At 64.6% G+C, this 16,839-nt stretch carries 17 protein-coding genes; 3 read left to right on the top strand and 14 right to left on the bottom strand.

Annotated elements, in window-relative coordinates; genetic code table 11:
- Position 1 precedes the first annotated feature (1 nt).
- Positions 2-1,288 carry a ferredoxin:protochlorophyllide reductase (ATP-dependent) subunit N gene (locus ACOJTD_RS06755; protein ID WP_420132152.1) on the bottom strand — a complete coding sequence of 429 codons (1,287 nt, stop codon included), beginning with the start codon at positions 1,286-1,288 and terminating at the stop codon, positions 2-4.
- Positions 1,285-1,875: a 2-vinyl bacteriochlorophyllide hydratase gene (bchF, locus tag ACOJTD_RS06750; RefSeq protein ID WP_420132171.1), complete on the bottom strand. Its 591-nt coding sequence runs from the start codon at positions 1,873-1,875 to the stop codon at positions 1,285-1,287. Before bchF ends, ACOJTD_RS06755 begins: the two co-directional genes overlap by 4 nt.
- Positions 1,876-2,109: 234 nt before the next feature.
- Here bchF and ACOJTD_RS06745 point away from each other — a divergent pair, with 234 nt between their 5' ends.
- Both ACOJTD_RS06745 and ACOJTD_RS06740 read left to right on the top strand, forming a co-directional pair.
- Positions 2,110-2,997: a cobalamin B12-binding domain-containing protein gene (locus ACOJTD_RS06745; RefSeq protein WP_420132151.1), complete on the top strand. Its 888-nt coding sequence runs from the start codon at positions 2,110-2,112 to the stop codon at positions 2,995-2,997.
- A 66-nt stretch (positions 2,998-3,063) separates the two neighbouring features.
- A complete protein-coding gene (locus ACOJTD_RS06740; RefSeq protein WP_420132150.1) occupies positions 3,064-3,741 on the top strand; it encodes a heme oxygenase (biliverdin-producing) in 678 nt (225 codons plus the stop codon).
- Here ACOJTD_RS06740 and ACOJTD_RS06735 read toward each other — a convergent pair whose 3' ends face one another.
- Positions 3,742-5,940: a GAF domain-containing protein gene (locus tag ACOJTD_RS06735; protein WP_420132149.1), complete on the bottom strand. Its 2,199-nt coding sequence runs from the start codon at positions 5,938-5,940 to the stop codon at positions 3,742-3,744.
- Complete coding sequence (gene ppsR, locus ACOJTD_RS06730) at positions 5,941-7,320, bottom strand: transcriptional regulator PpsR (RefSeq protein ID WP_420132148.1); 1,380 nt, start codon at positions 7,318-7,320, stop codon at positions 5,941-5,943.
- 314 nt (positions 7,321-7,634) lie between these two features.
- Between ppsR (ACOJTD_RS06730) and ACOJTD_RS06725 the strand changes: the two genes are divergently transcribed.
- Positions 7,635-8,063: a c-type cytochrome gene (locus ACOJTD_RS06725; protein ID WP_420132147.1), complete on the top strand. Its 429-nt coding sequence runs from the start codon at positions 7,635-7,637 to the stop codon at positions 8,061-8,063.
- A gap of 107 nt (positions 8,064-8,170) precedes the next feature.
- On the opposite strand, the gene ACOJTD_RS06720 is transcribed toward ACOJTD_RS06725, so the two are convergent.
- From ACOJTD_RS06720 to pufB, 10 genes are all read right to left on the bottom strand, one after another.
- Entirely contained in the window at positions 8,171-8,446 is a 276-nt protein-coding gene (locus ACOJTD_RS06720; RefSeq protein WP_420132146.1) for a hypothetical protein, read from the bottom strand.
- Between the two features lie 40 nt (positions 8,447-8,486).
- Positions 8,487-8,954: a TspO/MBR family protein gene (locus ACOJTD_RS06715; RefSeq protein ID WP_420132145.1), complete on the bottom strand. Its 468-nt coding sequence runs from the start codon at positions 8,952-8,954 to the stop codon at positions 8,487-8,489.
- A gap of 360 nt (positions 8,955-9,314) precedes the next feature.
- Positions 9,315-10,520 carry a geranylgeranyl diphosphate reductase gene (locus ACOJTD_RS06710; RefSeq protein ID WP_420132144.1) on the bottom strand — a complete coding sequence of 402 codons (1,206 nt, stop codon included), beginning with the start codon at positions 10,518-10,520 and terminating at the stop codon, positions 9,315-9,317.
- A gap of 1 nt (position 10,521) precedes the next feature.
- Entirely contained in the window at positions 10,522-11,856 is a 1,335-nt protein-coding gene (locus ACOJTD_RS06705; RefSeq protein ID WP_420132170.1) for a BCD family MFS transporter, read from the bottom strand.
- Positions 11,857-11,884: 28 nt separating this feature from the next.
- Complete coding sequence (chlG, locus tag ACOJTD_RS06700; RefSeq protein ID WP_420132143.1) at positions 11,885-12,808, bottom strand: chlorophyll synthase ChlG; 924 nt, start codon at positions 12,806-12,808, stop codon at positions 11,885-11,887.
- A complete protein-coding gene (gene ppsR, locus ACOJTD_RS06695; RefSeq protein WP_420132142.1) occupies positions 12,801-14,234 on the bottom strand; it encodes a transcriptional regulator PpsR in 1,434 nt (477 codons plus the stop codon). The genes chlG and ppsR (ACOJTD_RS06695) overlap by 8 nt, the downstream gene beginning before the upstream one ends.
- A gap of 310 nt (positions 14,235-14,544) precedes the next feature.
- Entirely contained in the window at positions 14,545-15,468 is a 924-nt protein-coding gene (gene pufM / locus ACOJTD_RS06690; protein WP_378388851.1) for a photosynthetic reaction center subunit M, read from the bottom strand.
- Between the two features lie 27 nt (positions 15,469-15,495).
- On the bottom strand, positions 15,496-16,329 hold the full coding sequence (pufL, locus tag ACOJTD_RS06685; protein ID WP_420132141.1) for a photosynthetic reaction center subunit L: 834 nt from the start codon (positions 16,327-16,329) through the stop codon (positions 15,496-15,498).
- A gap of 131 nt (positions 16,330-16,460) precedes the next feature.
- Positions 16,461-16,640 (bottom strand): light-harvesting antenna LH1, alpha subunit, encoded by a 180-nt coding sequence (pufA, locus tag ACOJTD_RS06680; protein WP_011442873.1) that lies wholly within the window; start codon positions 16,638-16,640, stop codon positions 16,461-16,463.
- Positions 16,641-16,655: 15 nt separating this feature from the next.
- Positions 16,656-16,839 (bottom strand): light-harvesting antenna LH1, beta subunit (pufB, locus tag ACOJTD_RS06675; RefSeq protein WP_420132140.1); only part of this gene is annotated, 184 nt, incomplete at its 5' end.

Raw genomic sequence — 16,839 nt, 5'->3', positions numbered from 1 at the left:
GTCAGGCCACCAACTTGGCGCGGCGCACCAGCGGCCGCGCGAACAATTCAGCGAGATCGGCCGCCTGCTCGTATCCCTGGATCGGGGTGAACACGAGCTCGATCGACCATTTCGTGGTGATGCCCTCCGCCTCGAGCGGATTGGCGAGACCGAGTCCGCACACCACGATATCGGGGCGCGCCGCACGGCAGCGGTCGAGCTGATGATCGACGTCCTGCCCTTCCGTCAGCGCGACATCGAGCGGCAAGAGTTTCAGCTCTTCGGCGAGATGCTCGCGGTGCAGATATGGCGTGGCGACCTCGACCAGCTGCATCGACAGCTCGCGCGCCAGGAAGCGCGCCAGCGGAATCTCGAGCTGAGAATCCGGAAAGAAGAAAATGCGCCGGCCGGCGAGTTCGGACTGATAGGCCGACAGCGCACGCTCGGCGCGGGCGCGGTTCGGCTCGGTGACCTTATCGAAATGCGCCGGCGCGACGCCGAACGCATCAGCGGCAGCGCGCAGCCACCCTGTAGTGCCTTCAACGCCGAATGGGAACGGTGCGGCTAGGCGCTTGGCGCCGCGCTCCTGAAGTGCGCGCACCGTATCCGGCAGGAACGGCTGCGCCATCAAAATCTTGGTGTTCGGGCCGACGCTCGGCAGCGCCGTCGACCGGCGCGGCGGAAAGAACGCGACCGGGCCGACGCCGAGCGCATCGAACATCCGCTTGAACTGATCTTCGACCACATCGGCGAGCGAGCCGACGACGAGCAGCGACGCCGTCTCGTCCTGCGCGGCCGGCAATGCCGGAACCAGCGACGCCAGGCAGGCATCCTCGCCCTGGGTAAACGTCGTCTCGATGCCGCTGCCCGAATAATGCAGGATCCGGACGTCCGGCGAGAACCGCTGCGACAGCCGCAGCGCCGCGCGCGACAGATCGAGCTTGATCACTTCCGATGGGCACGAGCCGACCAGAAACAGTAGCTTGATGTCGGGACGACGTGCCAGCAGCTGCGTGACGACGCGGTCGAGCTCGTCGTTTGCGTCGGTCAGGCCGGCGAGATCCTTCTCTTCCATGATCGCCGTGCCGAAGCGCGGCTCGGCGAAGATCATCACCCCGGCGGCAGACTGAATCAGATGCGCGCAGGTGCGCGAACCGACGACGAGGAAGAACGCGTCCTGAATCTTCCGATGCAGCCAGACGATCCCGGTGAGGCCGCAGAAGACTTCGCGCTGGCCGCTTTCGGTACGGACCTCACGCGTAGTCGGATCGACCGCAGGCGCGGCACAAGGAGAGACATGCACGGTCATGCGCGGCTCCCTGACACGCCAGCAACGTTCATCGCCGCAATACGCTCGTCGCGGCGCGCGGCGCGCAGCTTGAGCACGAACTGCGTGGCGTTGACGACGTAAGTCGCATAGGCGGCGAGCGCGACCAGCATCTGCTGCCGCGGATCACCGACGCCGGCGAACAGCATCACCAGATAAGCGGTGTGCAGAGCGAGCACGAGGAAGCTGAAGACGTCTTCCCAGAAGAAGGCCGGCGCAAACAGATAGCAGCCGAAGACTTCCTTCTCCCAGATCGCCCCGGTGATCATGATGGTGTAGAGCACCAGCGTCTTGATCACGACCGAGGCCGTCGCGACGGAATAGCCATCGCCGGTCCAGAGATAACGAAGAACGAGCCCGAGGCTGATCAGGAAGACCAGAAACTGAACCGGCGCGAGAATCCCCTGCACCAAAGTCCATTTTGTTGCGTCGCGGCGAAGCCGCTCCTCAGGGGAGTAGAGCATCTTAAGCCCTTGCAAGGGCTCCGAAACGCCCGTCCGGACAGACACAAAATCATGCGGCGCTGCAGCAGATGTTTTGACGCTGTCGATGTAAAGAATGTTTGACACATCCGGGTTGCGGTGATGCGATACCGACGGATGCGAGGAGGAGGCAGGCACCATCGCACCAAGACCCTCATTTTCTTGATCTGATGCTGTTCTGCTGGGCACCGCGCTACTCCCTAAGTGCGGCTGATCGACAAAGGCTAGTCCCCGACGATGAGACTGTCAACCAAACCATACGTAAATTAAACTTGACGGTCGTGAGGCCGGTCGGGTTATCTGTTGAGAAGGGGGTATCTAATGACCAACCGGAAAGAGCTCTCGATCTCGAACGTCACCGCTCCTGATCGGCCTCGGTTACCTGTGGCGCCGCTGGATTTTTCGCCCCCCGAACCGATCTGGCGATATCGGCGGCCGCTGGCCAGCGATGGTATCGCGCGCTCGATCCACACTCAGTTGCTCCCCCAGGTTGGCCTCGCGCTGCGCTCCATGTCCTTTCCGAACACTCCGGCTCCGGCCGATCCGGCCGCGCCGTTCGAGGTGCAGCAGTTCACACTTCTGATCCTCGGCTCCGACGAACGTGCCGCCTTCGCCTATGTGGAGAATCTTATCTCGCGAGGCACGCCGACTGATTTGATCTTCCTCAACCTGCTCGCACCTGTGGCGCGACGCCTCGGCGTCATGTGGGAGGAAGACACAACAGACTTCGCGAACGTCACACTCGGCGTGAGCCGGCTTCAAAGAATCCTTCGCCATGTCGGCGAAAACTATCTGGAAGCCAATGACGTTCAGCGCATCGGCGCCGTGTTGCTCACCACGATTCCGGGCGAACAGCACAGCTTCGGTCTGGCGATGGTGGCAGAATTCTTCCGGCACGATGGCTGGGATATCTGCACCGGACCTTTCGGGTCACGCCGCGAGCTGACGTCGCTGGTGGCAGAACGCTGGTTCGACCTTGTCGGATTTTCCATCACCAACGATCGCCGGCTCGACGAATTGAAGCGTCTGATCCAGGACGTGCGCCGCGAGTCCCGCAATCGCCGGATCGGTGTGATCCTCGGCGGTCCGATCCTGCTCGATCGGCCGGAACTCGCGAACGTGCTCGGCGCCGACCTGAGTGCGACGGACGGCGCCCATGCGCCGCAGCTCGCACGCGCGCTGCTGCCGATGCTGAAGGGACGCGGGTGAACTTGGCGGGTATTCGCCGCCTCGCCCCGGCTCTGCTATAAGGCAGCGTCAAGCCGGGGATTTGAAATGGCCGCAGTTACCGCGGAAAGCGCCGCGCCAAGCGTCGTGACCGCACTCTACCTTCGCACCAAGGCTTTACATCTCGAAGCCGAACGCACCGGATTCATCGCCGACATGTTGCGCGGAGCCGCCAGCCGGCAGGGCTATGCGCTGCTGCTGCGCAATCTGCAGCCGGCCTATCGCGAGCTGGAAGAGGGGCTCGAGCGGCATCGCGACAACCAGATCCTGGCGCCGCTGGCGCGCTATCGGCTTTCTCGGACGGCCGCGATTGCAACCGACCTGGCAGCACTGCTGGAATCGAAGGGCGACAGTGAGCCGCCGCTCCTGCCGGAAGGGGAAGCCTATGCGCGCGCGGTCGCGCGAGCCGCAGAAGGCGACGGCAGTCGCCTCATTGCGCACGCCTATACGCGCTATCTCGGCGATCTCAACGGTGGTCAGATCGTGAAACGGCTGCTCGAGAAATCGCTCGGCCTGACAGCGGAACAACTCACGCATTATGATTTCTCGGCGATCGCCGAGCCGACGACATTGAAATCAGGCTATCGGCAAGCTCTCGAGTTGGCCGGCGCCGCTGCACCGGACCCAGATGCGATCATCGAGGAAGGCGCACGTGCATTCGAATGCAACATCGCGCTGTCGATCGCCGTGCAGCGCAGTCTCTCCAGCGAGACCACAAACGCTTAGTCACTTTTTGGTTTTCTGGGGCTTGCCTGCGCCTTGATCGCCCGACGTGCGCGAGGCATGCAGCATCAAATGCTGCAGAACTTCAGCGGTGCGCAGCGTGGAGTCGCGCACACCTTCGAGCATATCGGCGATCCGTCCTGTCTCCACCCCGTAGGTGATCTCCAGCGCCGCGAGCTGCGCGTTCTCCACCACGGACGACAGCAGGTTCTGATAGACGAGCCCTGACTGCGGATCGAGCCGCAGGCCGCTGACGCGGCTGCTTTCCAGGATGCCTTCCTGGAATCGGCCGCGCGCCGCTTCCGCAGCCCGGCGGTCGGCGTTGTCGTTGAAGATCAGCACAAAGCCGAGCGCGCGATCGCGCGACGGCACCACCGGGTCGGCGCGCACCACCAACGACCGCGTATCGCCGCCGGCACTCCGCAACAACAGCTCGCCGCGCCAGCCGCGTTGACGCTCGATCAATTCGCCGACGTTACGCCTGAAATCGAAGGGATCGAGAAATGCCAGCGCCAGATCCTCGAGCCGATGCACCGGCGGATAGCCCGGCGGCAGCATCGACGTGAACGCATCGTTGATCAGCAGAATCCTGCCTTCGATGTCGGCGATGACCACCGGATGGTCGGATGTCGCGACCTGCCGCGAGAACTGATCGAGTTGCTCCTGCGCGATCAGCGTCCGTACCGCGCGGAATTGCAGCACGATGTCGGCGACCGACTGCCCAATGGTCCGCGCTGCCGCGAGATCGGCTGGCGTCCACGGATCGGATGTGCCCTCCACCACCTGATTCCATTTGGCGAATGAGCGGCGCGGCGACAGATCGGCCGGCGTGTTGCCGATCACGAACGGCTTCTTCGGATCGCCGCCCCAGGTCACGGTGCGAACCCGCTCCGGCCTGAACCACATCAGGAATTCGCCGGGATGATTCGACACCGGCGCCGCAGCTAGACCGCTGGCGACCGCGGTGAGCGGCGCAAAATCGCGGACGTCGAGGCCGAGCGACGAGGTCGAGATCACCAACGCGCGCGGCTGCTTGGTGAGCCAGGCGGCGATCTCGCGGATGTCGTGGGTACCGGGCACTTCGCCGATCGTGGCGACCTGCCCTTCATAGACCAGCGCGGCGCCGCTCGCGCGGACAGGCTGCAGGATCGATTGCGACGCATCGAAGATCGCCGCGCGCCAGTCGCCCTCGCGCGAAATCGCCTCGATCATCCGCTGCTCGAGCCGTTGCACGAACAGCTCGGACTGGCTCTGGGCGAAGCTTTCCAGCGCCGTGATGCGCGTCGCGATCGCCTCGGCGAGCAATTCACAGACCGCACGCAATTCGAAATGGATGAAGCGCGGCTGATAATGATGGCAGGCGACGAGCCCCCACAGCTTGCCACCGACCATCAGCGACACGACCAGCGTCGCGCGCACGCCCATGTTCTTAAGGTACTGCAGATGGATCGGCGACATCGACCGCAGGAAGCAGCTCGACATGTCAAGGTCGCGCCCCGTCATGGGCGACAGCCGCGGCTGTAGCGGCACCGGCTCGTAACCGACATCGACCAGCACGCGAACGCGCTGCCGTTCGTAAAGCCGCCGCGCCATCTGCGGAATATCCGAGGCCGGGTAGCGGTTGCCGATATAGGATTCGAGACCTGCCGCGTGGCGCTCCGAGAAAACCTCGCCATGGCCTTCTTCGTCGAACCGATAGACCATCACCCGATCGTAGCCGGTGCGATCCTGAAACAGCAGCGCGGTTTCATCGCACAGGGCGCGGATCGAGTTCGATGTCCGAATCTTGTCGAGCGCCTGCCCGATCGTCGACTGTAGATCGAGCGGAGGTCCGGCACGTTCCAGCTCGATGATCAGCCCGCCGTCTGGAGACCGATGGATCAGACCATCGAACTCGACGCTCGGCTTTCCGATCCGGCAGCGCACGGCAACCGGCATGCCTTCGAGCGTCGGATCGAGATGCGGCAGGATCCGGATCAGCAGATCGCCGTCGAGCTCGGAGAGCGGGAGCCCGAGAACGTTCGGCACATTCAGGAATTCGGCCGCGTTCGCGCTGGCCTGAATCACCCGATGATCGGGCTCACTGACGACCAACAGCGCACCGTGCGGCTGAATCGAAGCCGCAAGATGGATCTGCTCCTGTTCGCAGTTCGAAAGGTCAGCTGTTCCGAATGCGGGCAAGCTGGTCGGTTGAACGGCCAATCAGTCCTCAGAGTCGTCGTCGGGTAAATCGTCCTGAGACATGGACCCCTTGTCGTCGAGTCCATAGCGGGCAAGCTTGGCATAGAGGCTTTGCCGGCTCAAGCCGAGCAATTCGGCGGTCGCAGTGCGGTTGCCCTTGGTCAGCTCGAGAGCTTCCTTCACGTAATGGCGCTCGACGATTCCGACCGTGTTCTTCACCAGCTTGCGCAGCGAGGAACGGCCCAGCTGCTTGCTGATCGGCCCCAGGGCGGCACGCAGCGCGTCAGTCTCGCCACCGGTGAGACGGCGCGAGACGTTGCGGATAAGGACGCCGACATAGTTGTGGTCGTCACCGTCGACGGCGGAAATCTCCACCTCGGTTTCGCTACCGAGTTCACCGCGGATCGTGGTCTGGAATAGACGAACCGTTTTGTAGCGCTGCAGATGCGATAGCAATGCGGCCAGATCCGCACCGGGCTGACTCAGCCAGCGGCCCAGCGATTCGCCGATCGCCGACCCCTTGGAGCCGATCTGCACGAGATCGAGGAACGCCTGGTTGGCGTGACGGATGACGCCGGTCGAGTCGAGCGCAACGAAACCGTCGGGCACCCGGTCGATCAGCGTCTTCAACACCGTGGGCTCTGAGCGATCTTCGCCGCGCGAGGTCGCGGCCACCGGCGCGAACTGCAGCAGAAACACCTGCCCACGCTCCGACGACACCAGCGAGCCGCGGACCATCCAGGGGCGCACTTCGCGGCCGAGGTGCACGAGGATACTCAGCGCCTTGCCGCGATCACGTACGCGCACCAGCATCTCGCGCACTGCTTCGCGATCCACTTCGGCGATCTCGGACAACAAATCGCGGCCGGTGACGTCCTCGTTGTCGCGATCGATCCCGCTGAGCGCCTGTACGGCGGCGCGGTTGGCTTCGACAATCTTGAGGTCGTTCGCCGAGACGATCAGCACAGCCTCGGTGGCGGCATCGAACACCAGCCGATAGCGCGTCTCCATTTCGCGCAGCCGCCAGTAGTCGCGCTCGATAGTTTGCTGCGCCGCAATCAGCCGCGAATGCAGCTCGGTGACGGCCTGCAGGTTCTTTCCAACGGCCAGCATGCCGGTGCGATCGCCCAGCAGCATGGTGGTGAATTCGATGGGAATCTCGGTCCCGGAGGGAAAGCGCTGATTGATCTGCCGGAACGCCGAGATGCCGCTGGTGCGCGCATCCTCGACCATGCGGCGCACCTTGTCGCCGCCGTCTTCACCCGCAATATCGGTCCAGGCGCGGCCGAGCCACGCTTCGACGCTCTCCTCAGACAGCGCAGGCGACAAGCTTGCGTCGCGGATCACGCCGTCCATATCGAGCAACAGCGTGATGTCAGGCTGAACTGGTTTGGCAGACATCGCTCCACTCGCAGGCGGTTCCGGCGTCGGGAGACGGCAATCCAACGGTCGCGCCCAGACGAATTATGCAGACATTATGCCAATGACAAGTGGAAGCGCTTCCGAATATCCCAGGAAATTCGCCAAATTGCCTAATCCGTAACTTTATTGCGCGGAATCAAGGCGATACCTTCCAAAATCGTCCAGTCGGAAGGAACACTTAGTGTCAGAACAGCTTTACAGACTACCTTAGAAAGAGTTTGGATAGCGCGTTGTCGGGGCCCGCGTGAGGGCCCGTTACGTGGGCGCAAAACGACGAGATCTAGGAGAGAGACGTGGTCCGTAAACTTCTCGCAATTGTCACTATCACCGCTGCCGCAGGATCTCTGTCGACGGGCATCGCCTCGGCGCAGGACGCCGCCAAGGGCGAGGCGGTTTTCAAGCAGTGCCAGACCTGCCACCGCGCCGACAAGAACATGGTCGGTCCGGCGCTCGGCGGCGTGATCGGCCGCAAGACCGGCACCGCGCCGGGCTTCAGCTACTCGCCGCTCAACCACGCCGCCGGCGAAGCTGGTCTGGTGTGGTCGCAGGAGAACGTCGTCGAGTATCTGGCTGATCCGAACGCGTTCCTGAAGAAGTTCCTGACCGACAAGGGCCAGGCCGACAAGGCGACCGGCTCGACCAAGATGACCTTCAAGCTCGCCAACGAGCAGCAGCGCAAGGACGTCGCGGCCTACCTCGCGACCCTGAAGGCGGCGAACTAAGCATTCGCTGCGCTGCGACTGCATCGACCCGGGCCCCGGTCTGAGCAATCAGATCGGGGCTCTTCGATTCGGGGGCTGTCGGGCAAAAGCGACGATGCCGAACGCGGTCAATTCCGCCAGCGCCGCTGGACGTCGACAAGATGCGCCAGCCCCGCAGCCATGAGGCAAACTGAAGGCAGCACCCAAGAGGTGCCAGCGATAACCATTCGCAACGCCAGCAGCATCAGGGCACCGGAGCACAGGCCTGGCAGGAAATCGGCCGGGGCGATCCCTCGCTTGCGCCACAGCCAGTAGCCGACGATCGCGGCGGCCTCGACCACCAGGAACGCCAGCACAAGATCGACCAGCACGCCTTTGGCGAAAAGTTCGGACATCATCGACATGGCGCTGCTCCGGACATCACGATGAACCGATCGCCGCCGCTCAGGAGAACGGCGCGTTGAGCCGGACCACCGTCCAGTTGAGATAGGCCGCGAAGCTGACCCACAGCAGATACGGCACGAGATAGTAACTCGCGGCGCGGGAGCGGCTCCAGAATGCCACCATCCCGATCAGCACCGACAGCCACAGCAGCGGCACTTCGAGCAGCGCCCAGTCCGGCCGCTGGACGGTGAAGAACAACATGCTCCACAGCACGTTGAAGAAGCCGTTGGCGGCGAAGATGCCGATCACCCATTCGCGTTGCGCGCGCGTCGTCGCGGTGCGCCAGGCATTCACCGCCGACATCGCGGCGAGCGCGAAGATCACCGTCCAGGCCGGGCCGAACGCCCAGTCCGGCGGCTGCCAAGACGGCTTGGTCAGGCTTTGATACCAGGCGCCGGTGTCGGTGAGCGATCCGCCGAGTAACCCGACCAGGATAGCAATGGCGAAGGCGACAAGGATCGGGTTCACGGCGGACCTGCAGGGACTTGAAGGCTTCCCGCATCTCGTCGGGCGAGATGCGGCGAAGCAGAGACGGGAATCGAAATCGGAGGTTCAGACTATCAAAGTCGAAGCGCCGGCGCGCCTAGCCGAGAGGCCAAGCGCGACGAAACGTATCATATCGGGCTCTCGATAGAACGGCTTCGATGAGTAGCTTCGATAGAACAGCTCTGCCCTCACACAACAGAGCCGACCACTGTCCTGTCGACCCGTCATGGCCGGGCTCGTCCCGGCCATCTACGCCTTTGCTGTATTTCCGTCAGCAAGGCGTGGATGCCCGGCACAAGGCCGGGAATGACGGATTGTCGGAGTTGACGAAACCGCGAGACGTTACACCGACGCGAAGCCGGTCATGTGCGCCAGGTTCTTGAAGAAGATCCGGACATGCGCGATCGGCTTGGCGCGGACCAGCTTCTTGTTCATGTAGGCGTCCCAGGTCAGCTTCTGGACGTCGCGGTCACGGCAGATGCTGACGAACTGCTCGCGGCGCTTGTCGCTGGCGTACCAGTACCACTGCATCAGGCCGAGGATGCGGAACACCGAGCCGTTGGCGCGCATGAAGCGCTTGCGCGCGCCCTTGAGCGCTTTGGCGTCCGCGGTTTCGAGAAATTCGCCCACCGCCTCGGCCGCAAGTCGGCCGCCGAGCAGCGCGTAGTAGATGCCCTCGCCCGACGCCGGCGCCACCACACCGGCGGCGTCACCGGCGAGCAGCACGCTGTGGCCATCGTCCCAGCGCGGCAGCGGATGCAGCGGGATTGGTGCGCCTTCCTTGCGGATGGTCTCGACCTCTTCGAGCCCGGTCTGCTTGCGCAGCTCGGCCACCGAGTCGCGCAGCGAGAAGCCCTTGTGCATCGAGCCGGTGCCGACGCTCACCGTGTCGCCATGCGGAAACACCCAGCCGTAGAAATCCGGCGACACCTTGCCCTGATAGTAAACGTCGCAGCGCCGGCTCTCATAGGCCGCCCGCTGCTCGGGCTGCGGCGCCTTGATGATCTCGTGATAGGCGAACACGAAGGGCACGCGGTCGGCGTCCGGCAGAAACTGCCGCGCCACCGCCGACACCGCGCCGTCGGCGCCGATGATCGCGCGGGCCTGCACAGTCTCTTCCTGCATCGTGCCGTCGGGCTGGCGCGCCTCGTAGTGGATGGTGTTGACGCCGCTCTCGTCGCGCGTGAAGCGCCGGAACAGGCCGGTGCGGCGCTCGGCGCCGACACTGGCAGCCCGCTTGCGCAGCCACTCGTCGAAATGCTCGCGATCGACCATGCCGACGTAGCCGCCGTCGATCGGCATATCGACCTCGACATCGGTCGGCGACACCATGCGGGCGGCGTTGATCTTGGCGACCAGCATGCCGTCCGGAATTGCGAAGTCGCGGATCGCCCGCGGCGGGATGGCGCCGCCGCACGGCTTGATGCGGCCGGCGCGGTCGAGCAGCACCACGCGCTTGCCGGCGCGTGCGAGATCGCAGGCCGCGGTCGCACCGGCGGGCCCTCCCCCAACGACGACGACGTCATAGATTGCGGAATTCTCGCTCATCCTATCCTCCCGCCACTGCTGCATTCGACAAATCGACGCTGCGGCCGGCGCCGCGCGCGGAACGCTGCTGCGCGCGATGCACCCACACCGCCATCACGGCGGAGACCACGAACAACCCCGCCTCGGCCGCGAACACCGACGCGTAGGACAGCGCCGGCGAACTCAGGACCAGCCGCGCCACGTCGCTGGCCAACGTGCCGATAAAGCCGCCGATGCCGAAGGCGATCGCCTGCGCGGCGCCCCACAGCCCCATGCGCACGCCTTCGCGTTTCTCGCCACCGGCGCTCACCAGCTCCATCATCGAGCCGATCGCCGCCACCGCATAGGCGCCGTTGGTGACGCCGAGCAGAAACACGTTTTCGCGCAGCGGCCAGGAGCCGCCGACCATCGCGGCGGTGGACAGGCCGAGCAGCGCCAGCGCCGAGGCGATGCAGCCGCCGACGGTCCAGACCTTGAGATTGCCGCGCGTCTTCGGCAGCAGCGCACCGATCAGCGGCACCAGCGCCATGCCGAGCAGCGTGCCGCCATGCTGCACGCTCGACAGCTTGGTGGTCTCGCCCGGCGTGAAGGCGAACACCGCGCCGGCGAACGGCTCCAGGATCAGATCCTGGGCGCTGTAGGCCAGCATCGAGACGAACACGAAGATGGCGAAGCGGCGCGCCTGCGGCTCGGCCCAGACTTCCTTGATCGCGGCGCGGAACGAGCCCTTCTCCGGCGGCGCGACCGGACCGGCTGCGACCTTGCCTTCGATTCCCCAGACGCCGATGAAGGTCAGCAGCATCGCGATCAGCGACACGCCGCCCGACACCGCGACCAGCCGCGACGGCGAGAACGGATCGAGCAGATGACCCGCGAAGCCGGTGGTGACGATGAAGCCCGCGATCATCATCACCCAGACGATGGTGGCGGCCGCGGCGCGGCGCTTCTCGTCGACGCGCTTGGCCAGCAGCACCAGCAGCGAGGTGCCGGCCGCGCCGACGCCGCCGCCGATCAGGCAGAACGCGACGATGGCCAACGCGATGCCGAACAGCGGCTGCGTCGCCATCCAGGCGGTCGCCACCGCAGCGAGGAAGCCACCGAGCGCCAGCACCGCCATGCCGCCGATGATCCACGGCGTGCGGCGCGCGCCGCGATCGGAGCCGTGGCCCCAGGCCGGCCGAAACACCTGCAGCGCGTAGTGGATGGCCACCAATGCGCCCGGCAGCATCGCCGGCAGCGCCAGCTCGACCACCATCACGCGATTGAGGGTCGAAGTGGTGAGCACCACGATGGCGCCGAGACCGGTCTGCACCAGCCCCATCCGAACAATGCCCAGCCAGGACAACGGCCGCATCATGATCATGCTACTCCGATCGCAGTGAAACTCATGCCGGGCCTCCGAACGAGGAGACCGCGACGGCGCTGGCCATCATGCCCGCCACATACAGCGCGACGCCGAGGCCGCTGAACCAGGTGGCGCGCGCGACCGGCGCGCGCAGGAAGCGCACCATCAGGCCGAGCTGCAGCACCAGCACGAGGCAGACGACCGCCGCGCCGATCGGGCGATCCCACGACAGCAGCAGCGCGATCACGATCACCTGCGGGATCGCCATCACGGCGCAAGCGGTGCGCGCCGCATTGTCGACGCCGAGTTTGACGGGCAGCGAGCCGACGCCGGTCTTGATGTCGCCCTCGATCGATTTGAAGTCGTTCAGCGTCATGATGCCGTGGGCGCCGGCGCTGTACAGCAGCGCGAGCGTTACGATCCACCACGGCGGCAGGCCGCCGAGCATCACGGCGGCGCCGGTGAACCAGGCGAAGCCTTCGTAAGTAATCGCGCAGGCGCCGTTGCCGAGCCAGCCGTTCTGCTTCAGCCGGAACGGCGGCATCGAATAGATCCAGGCCAGCACCAGCCCGAGCACGGCGGCGCCGAACACCCAGATGCCGAGCTGGCTGGCGAGCAGCAGCGACGCGGCGGTCCACATGAACGACAGATACAGGCCCCAGCGGCCGGGAATGCGCCCGGACGGAATCGGCCGGTTCGGTTCGTTGATGGCGTCGACGTCACGGTCGAACCAGTCGTTGACGACCTGGCTGGTGGCGACCAGCAGCGGGCCGCACAGCACGATGCCGGCGATCACTTCGACCCAGCGCGACGAGATCGGCACGCCCGACGACACCACGCCGCAGGCGAACGCCCACATCGGCGGAAACCAGGTGATCGGATGCAGCACTTCGAGCACCGCCGACGGCGCGGGCCGCAGCGCCATCGTGCCGGCCGGCGCGTTACTCAGGGGCGCGTTACTCATCGGCAGCCTCTCCTTCGGGCGCATGTTCCGCGAGGCCGTAGCGGCGCAGTTTGACGTAAAGACTCTGGCGGCTGAGGCCGAGCATGTCGGCGGCCGAGGCGCGGTTGTCGCCGGTGAGTTCGAGCGCCGCCTCGATCGACAGCTTCTCGATCACGTCGGTGGTTTCGCGGACCAGATCGCGCAGCGGCACACGGCCGATCAGCTCGGTGAGTTGCGCCACCGAGCGCGGCAGCTCGCGCTTGGAGGTCGGGGCGGTCGGCAGCCGCTTCTCGACGTTGCGGATCGCGAAGCCGAAGCACGGCTTGTCCTCGAGATCGTTGAGCGCCACGGCCGAAACCTCGACCTCGGCGGCGGCGCCGTATTCGCCGCGCAGCACGGTGGCGAACAGCTTGATGGTGCCGCTTTGCCGCAGATTGGCGAGCGCGACGCTGAGATCGACGCCGGTGCGGCCGAGCCAGCGATCGAGCAATTCGCCGCGCGCCTGTTCGGCGCTGCCGAGCTGCGCCATTTCCAGGAAGGCGAGATTGCTGCGTACGACGCGGCCGTCGAACTGGGTGATCACCAGCGCGTCGGCGGCGGATTCGAAGTACTTGAGCAGCAGCGAGGCGTTCTTGGCGGCGCCGACTTCGGGCAGCGGCGACTGCGAGGTCAGCCGCACCAGGAACAGCGAGGCGTTCTCCTGCCGGAACAGCGAGGCCGCCATCTCGCAGCTACGCCCCGTACTGGCGAGCCGCACCTTGGCGCGGCCGTCGCGGCCGGTGGAGCGCACGTCCGCCAGCAGGCTGAGCACGACCGGCTGATCGGCCGAATCGAAATGGCCGGCGACCGGCGAATTCTGGGTCTGCGGTGCGGCGGCATCGAACATCGCCAGCGTTGCCGGGTTGGCATCGACGATCAGTTCGCTGGTCGCATCGACGATCATGACGGCTTCCGAAGAGACCTGAAACAGCAGCCGATAGCGGGTTTCCGCATGGCGGAGCCGGATGTAGTCCCGCTCCATCGACTGCTGCGCGTTGATTAGCCGCTGCTGCATCATCGCGAGTTGACGCAGATCACGACCGACCACCAGAAGCCGGTCGTCGCGGCCGAAACTCACCGCCGAATACAGCACCGGCACATCGTCGCCGCCGGGCGACGGGTGGTTCACCTGACGCCAGGTCGCGGTATCGCGCACCGTGGCGTCGAGCAGTAATTCGCGAATTTTGGGCTGTGTGTCGGACGTCACGACGTCCACCAGCCGGGAGCCGAGCCAACGGCCCTGCCCGTCCAGCTCGAGAGCCAGTTCGTCCTTGTTGAACGCTACGTCCCGGATGACGCCCTGCGGATCGATCACCAGCGCGACGTCGGTCGCGGCGGCGATCAGCTTCGCGGCAGACTCAGCACCGAGATCCCCCAGCGACTCCATCGGAGATTTGAACACTTGCACCAGGGCAAATATCCTCCAGCAAAAACCCGTCCCTCCGTCCGGCGTCTGGGTCCACCAAGTCGAGACTTCTTATGGATCCTAAGCCCCTGCGGGCCGCGGGCTGTCTTTCGGCTTGTCTCGGTGGTCCAGGCGCAGGTGGGAAGCGCTTCCTTTACCTCACACCGCTCCGCACGTCATTATCCGGCAATGAAAGTTTGGAGCGGCAGTGGCTGTTCGGGGCGGCTTGGTCCGATCAGAAAGCAAACCGCACGCCTGATCGGTTTTATTCAATCAGGCGTGCGCAATCTTGAGTCGCGGCGGTGAGAGAGCGCTACCGCGGCGGAGCCAGACCGTGCTTCACGCCCCAGTCGAACCAGTTGTCGACCACCGGGCCGGTCAGGATGATGCCGATGGCACCCGTCAGCGGGCAGAGCACCGCAAACCACCAGGCCCAGCGATGGATCGATTCGGCCGTGGCGTTAAAGCCCATCGTCCAGCGCCAGAACAGAGCAGCGCGTTCAAGTGCAGTACCGCGGTCCAGCATCTGCTCGATTTCGCGCTCGCCGCCGTAGCGGCTCACCGCGAGGATGGTCGCACCGTGCATGGCGAACAGCAGGGCCGAACCATACAGGAAGGCGATCGAGAGACAGTGGAAGGGGTTGTAGTACAGGTTGCCGTACTTGATCGAGAAGTTGTTGGTCCAGTCGAGGTGCGGGAAGATGCCGAAGGGCGGCGCTTCGCTGAACGAACCCATCAGCACCGGCTGGATGAAGCCGAGCGACAGGTAGAGCAGGATCGCGGACGCGAACGCCCACGACACATGGGTGCCCATGCCGAGCGCACGAGAGCGGCGATAGGTCCGCACCCACCACAGCGCGATCGACACGGTGAGGAAGAAGCCGGCGATCAGCCACCAGCCGCCTTCCTTCAGCGGCGGGATCGACAGACCGTATTCCGGCTTCGGCGGCTCGAGCGCCAGCCAGCAGAACTGGCGCAGGAATTCGATCGGGCTCCAGTCCACCGACGCCAGCATGTTGAGGCCGATGATCTCGATCGCGACGAAGCCGCACAGCAGCGAGCAGACACCGGTGAACCCGAGATAGACGGGACCGACCTGCGCGTCGCCGATTTTGCCGAGCCAGTAGTTGAACGTCGTCTGGGTCTCGCGGGCCGAGCTGCCGGGTCGTAGCGGCACCCCCGCATAGGCAGGTCCCTCAACCTGGACCTGCGTAAAGATGTTCTGATATTGGGCCATGACAAGACTCTCTTGTGACCGGTTGAATTACGAATTCCAGATCGGCAGGTTGCGCCACCAATTCCACCACTCCGGCCACGAACCGCCTTCGGCGAGCACCGGACCGCTGAGGATCATGCAGACGGCGCTGAAGAACACGGCGGCCAGGGCCAGGAACAGGCCGAGACGATGAATGCCGATGGTGCCGATCGAGTAGCCGACGAGATCACGGAACACGGTGTTCTCATGCTCGGGCGACTTCACCGGTTCGCCACGGTCCGGATTGAGGGCCGACAGAACCAGACCGCCATGCAGCGCCAGCGCCAGACAGGTCGTGAAGAAGAAGGTGATCGCGATCATGTGCGCGGGATTGTAGTGGAACTGGCCGTAGGAGTAGCCGGTGTTCGACACCCAATCGAGATGCGTGAAGATGCCGTAGGGGAAGCCGTAGCTCCAGGAGCCCATCAGAACCGGACGGATCACCACCAGGGTGACGTAGGCGAAAATCGCGAAGCTGAAGGCGAACGGCACGTGATAGCCGATGCCGAGCTTGCGGCAGATTTCGACTTCACGCAGCGCCCAGGAAATGAATGCGCCGGTCGCGAAGATCGAGACCCACTGCCAGATGCCGCCTTCCATCAGCGGTGCGAAGCCGAGGCCGTATTTGGCGTCCGGCGGATTCACACTGATCTGCCACAGGACCCAGGTCGGACCCATCGCAGTATTCCAGATGATCAGCGCGGTCCCCATGAGCGCGCAAAACACCGTCGTGACCCCGAAGAACCCGACATAGAACGGGCCGACCCAGAAATCGAACAGGTCGCCCCCGATTAGCGTTCCGCCACGAACGCGGTATTTCTTCTCAAAGCTGAGCATTGCCATCGATCGTTCCTCCGCGAGCGCGCCAGGGAAAATCCATCGTAGTGGTCCAGTCCAGGTAGCTTCCCGGAAGCGGGCGAGCCCGGCAGATGGGTCCGTTTCCCGCCCGTTCCGGTAAGCAGTTCACCATGCCGTTAGACGGGCATGCTGGTGTAGGTCTGAGAGATCTCAGCCGTCTTCTTCGGGCCGTCCAGCCAGTTGAAGCGGCTGGTGCTCAGCAGGATGAAGTGGATGATGATGGCCAGGCCGAACAGGAACACGAACAGCAGGACCAGCGCGCGACGCGGATCAAACAGAAGCCAAATTCGCCACATAGTAGTCGTCTCCCCTTAGCAAAGATACGAAGCGATTTGCTGAACGCTATCGAGCGCAGTCTTGTAGCCGGTCGCGCTCGGCAGCCACGGACGCCACATCCAGGCGAGGATGTGAGCAACCACAGCGACGACGATGAAGAGGAAGAAGCTCGTCACGAAGATCGAGTGGAATTCCTTGGCTTCCGCTTCGGAAAGTCCC

Origin of the sequence: Rhodopseudomonas sp., from assembly GCF_048594845.1 — a bacterium.
Taxonomy (GTDB): domain Bacteria; phylum Pseudomonadota; class Alphaproteobacteria; order Rhizobiales; family Xanthobacteraceae; genus Rhodopseudomonas.
Note: the sequence above shows the minus strand (reverse complement) of the source record. Positions and strands in the feature narration are given on the sequence as shown.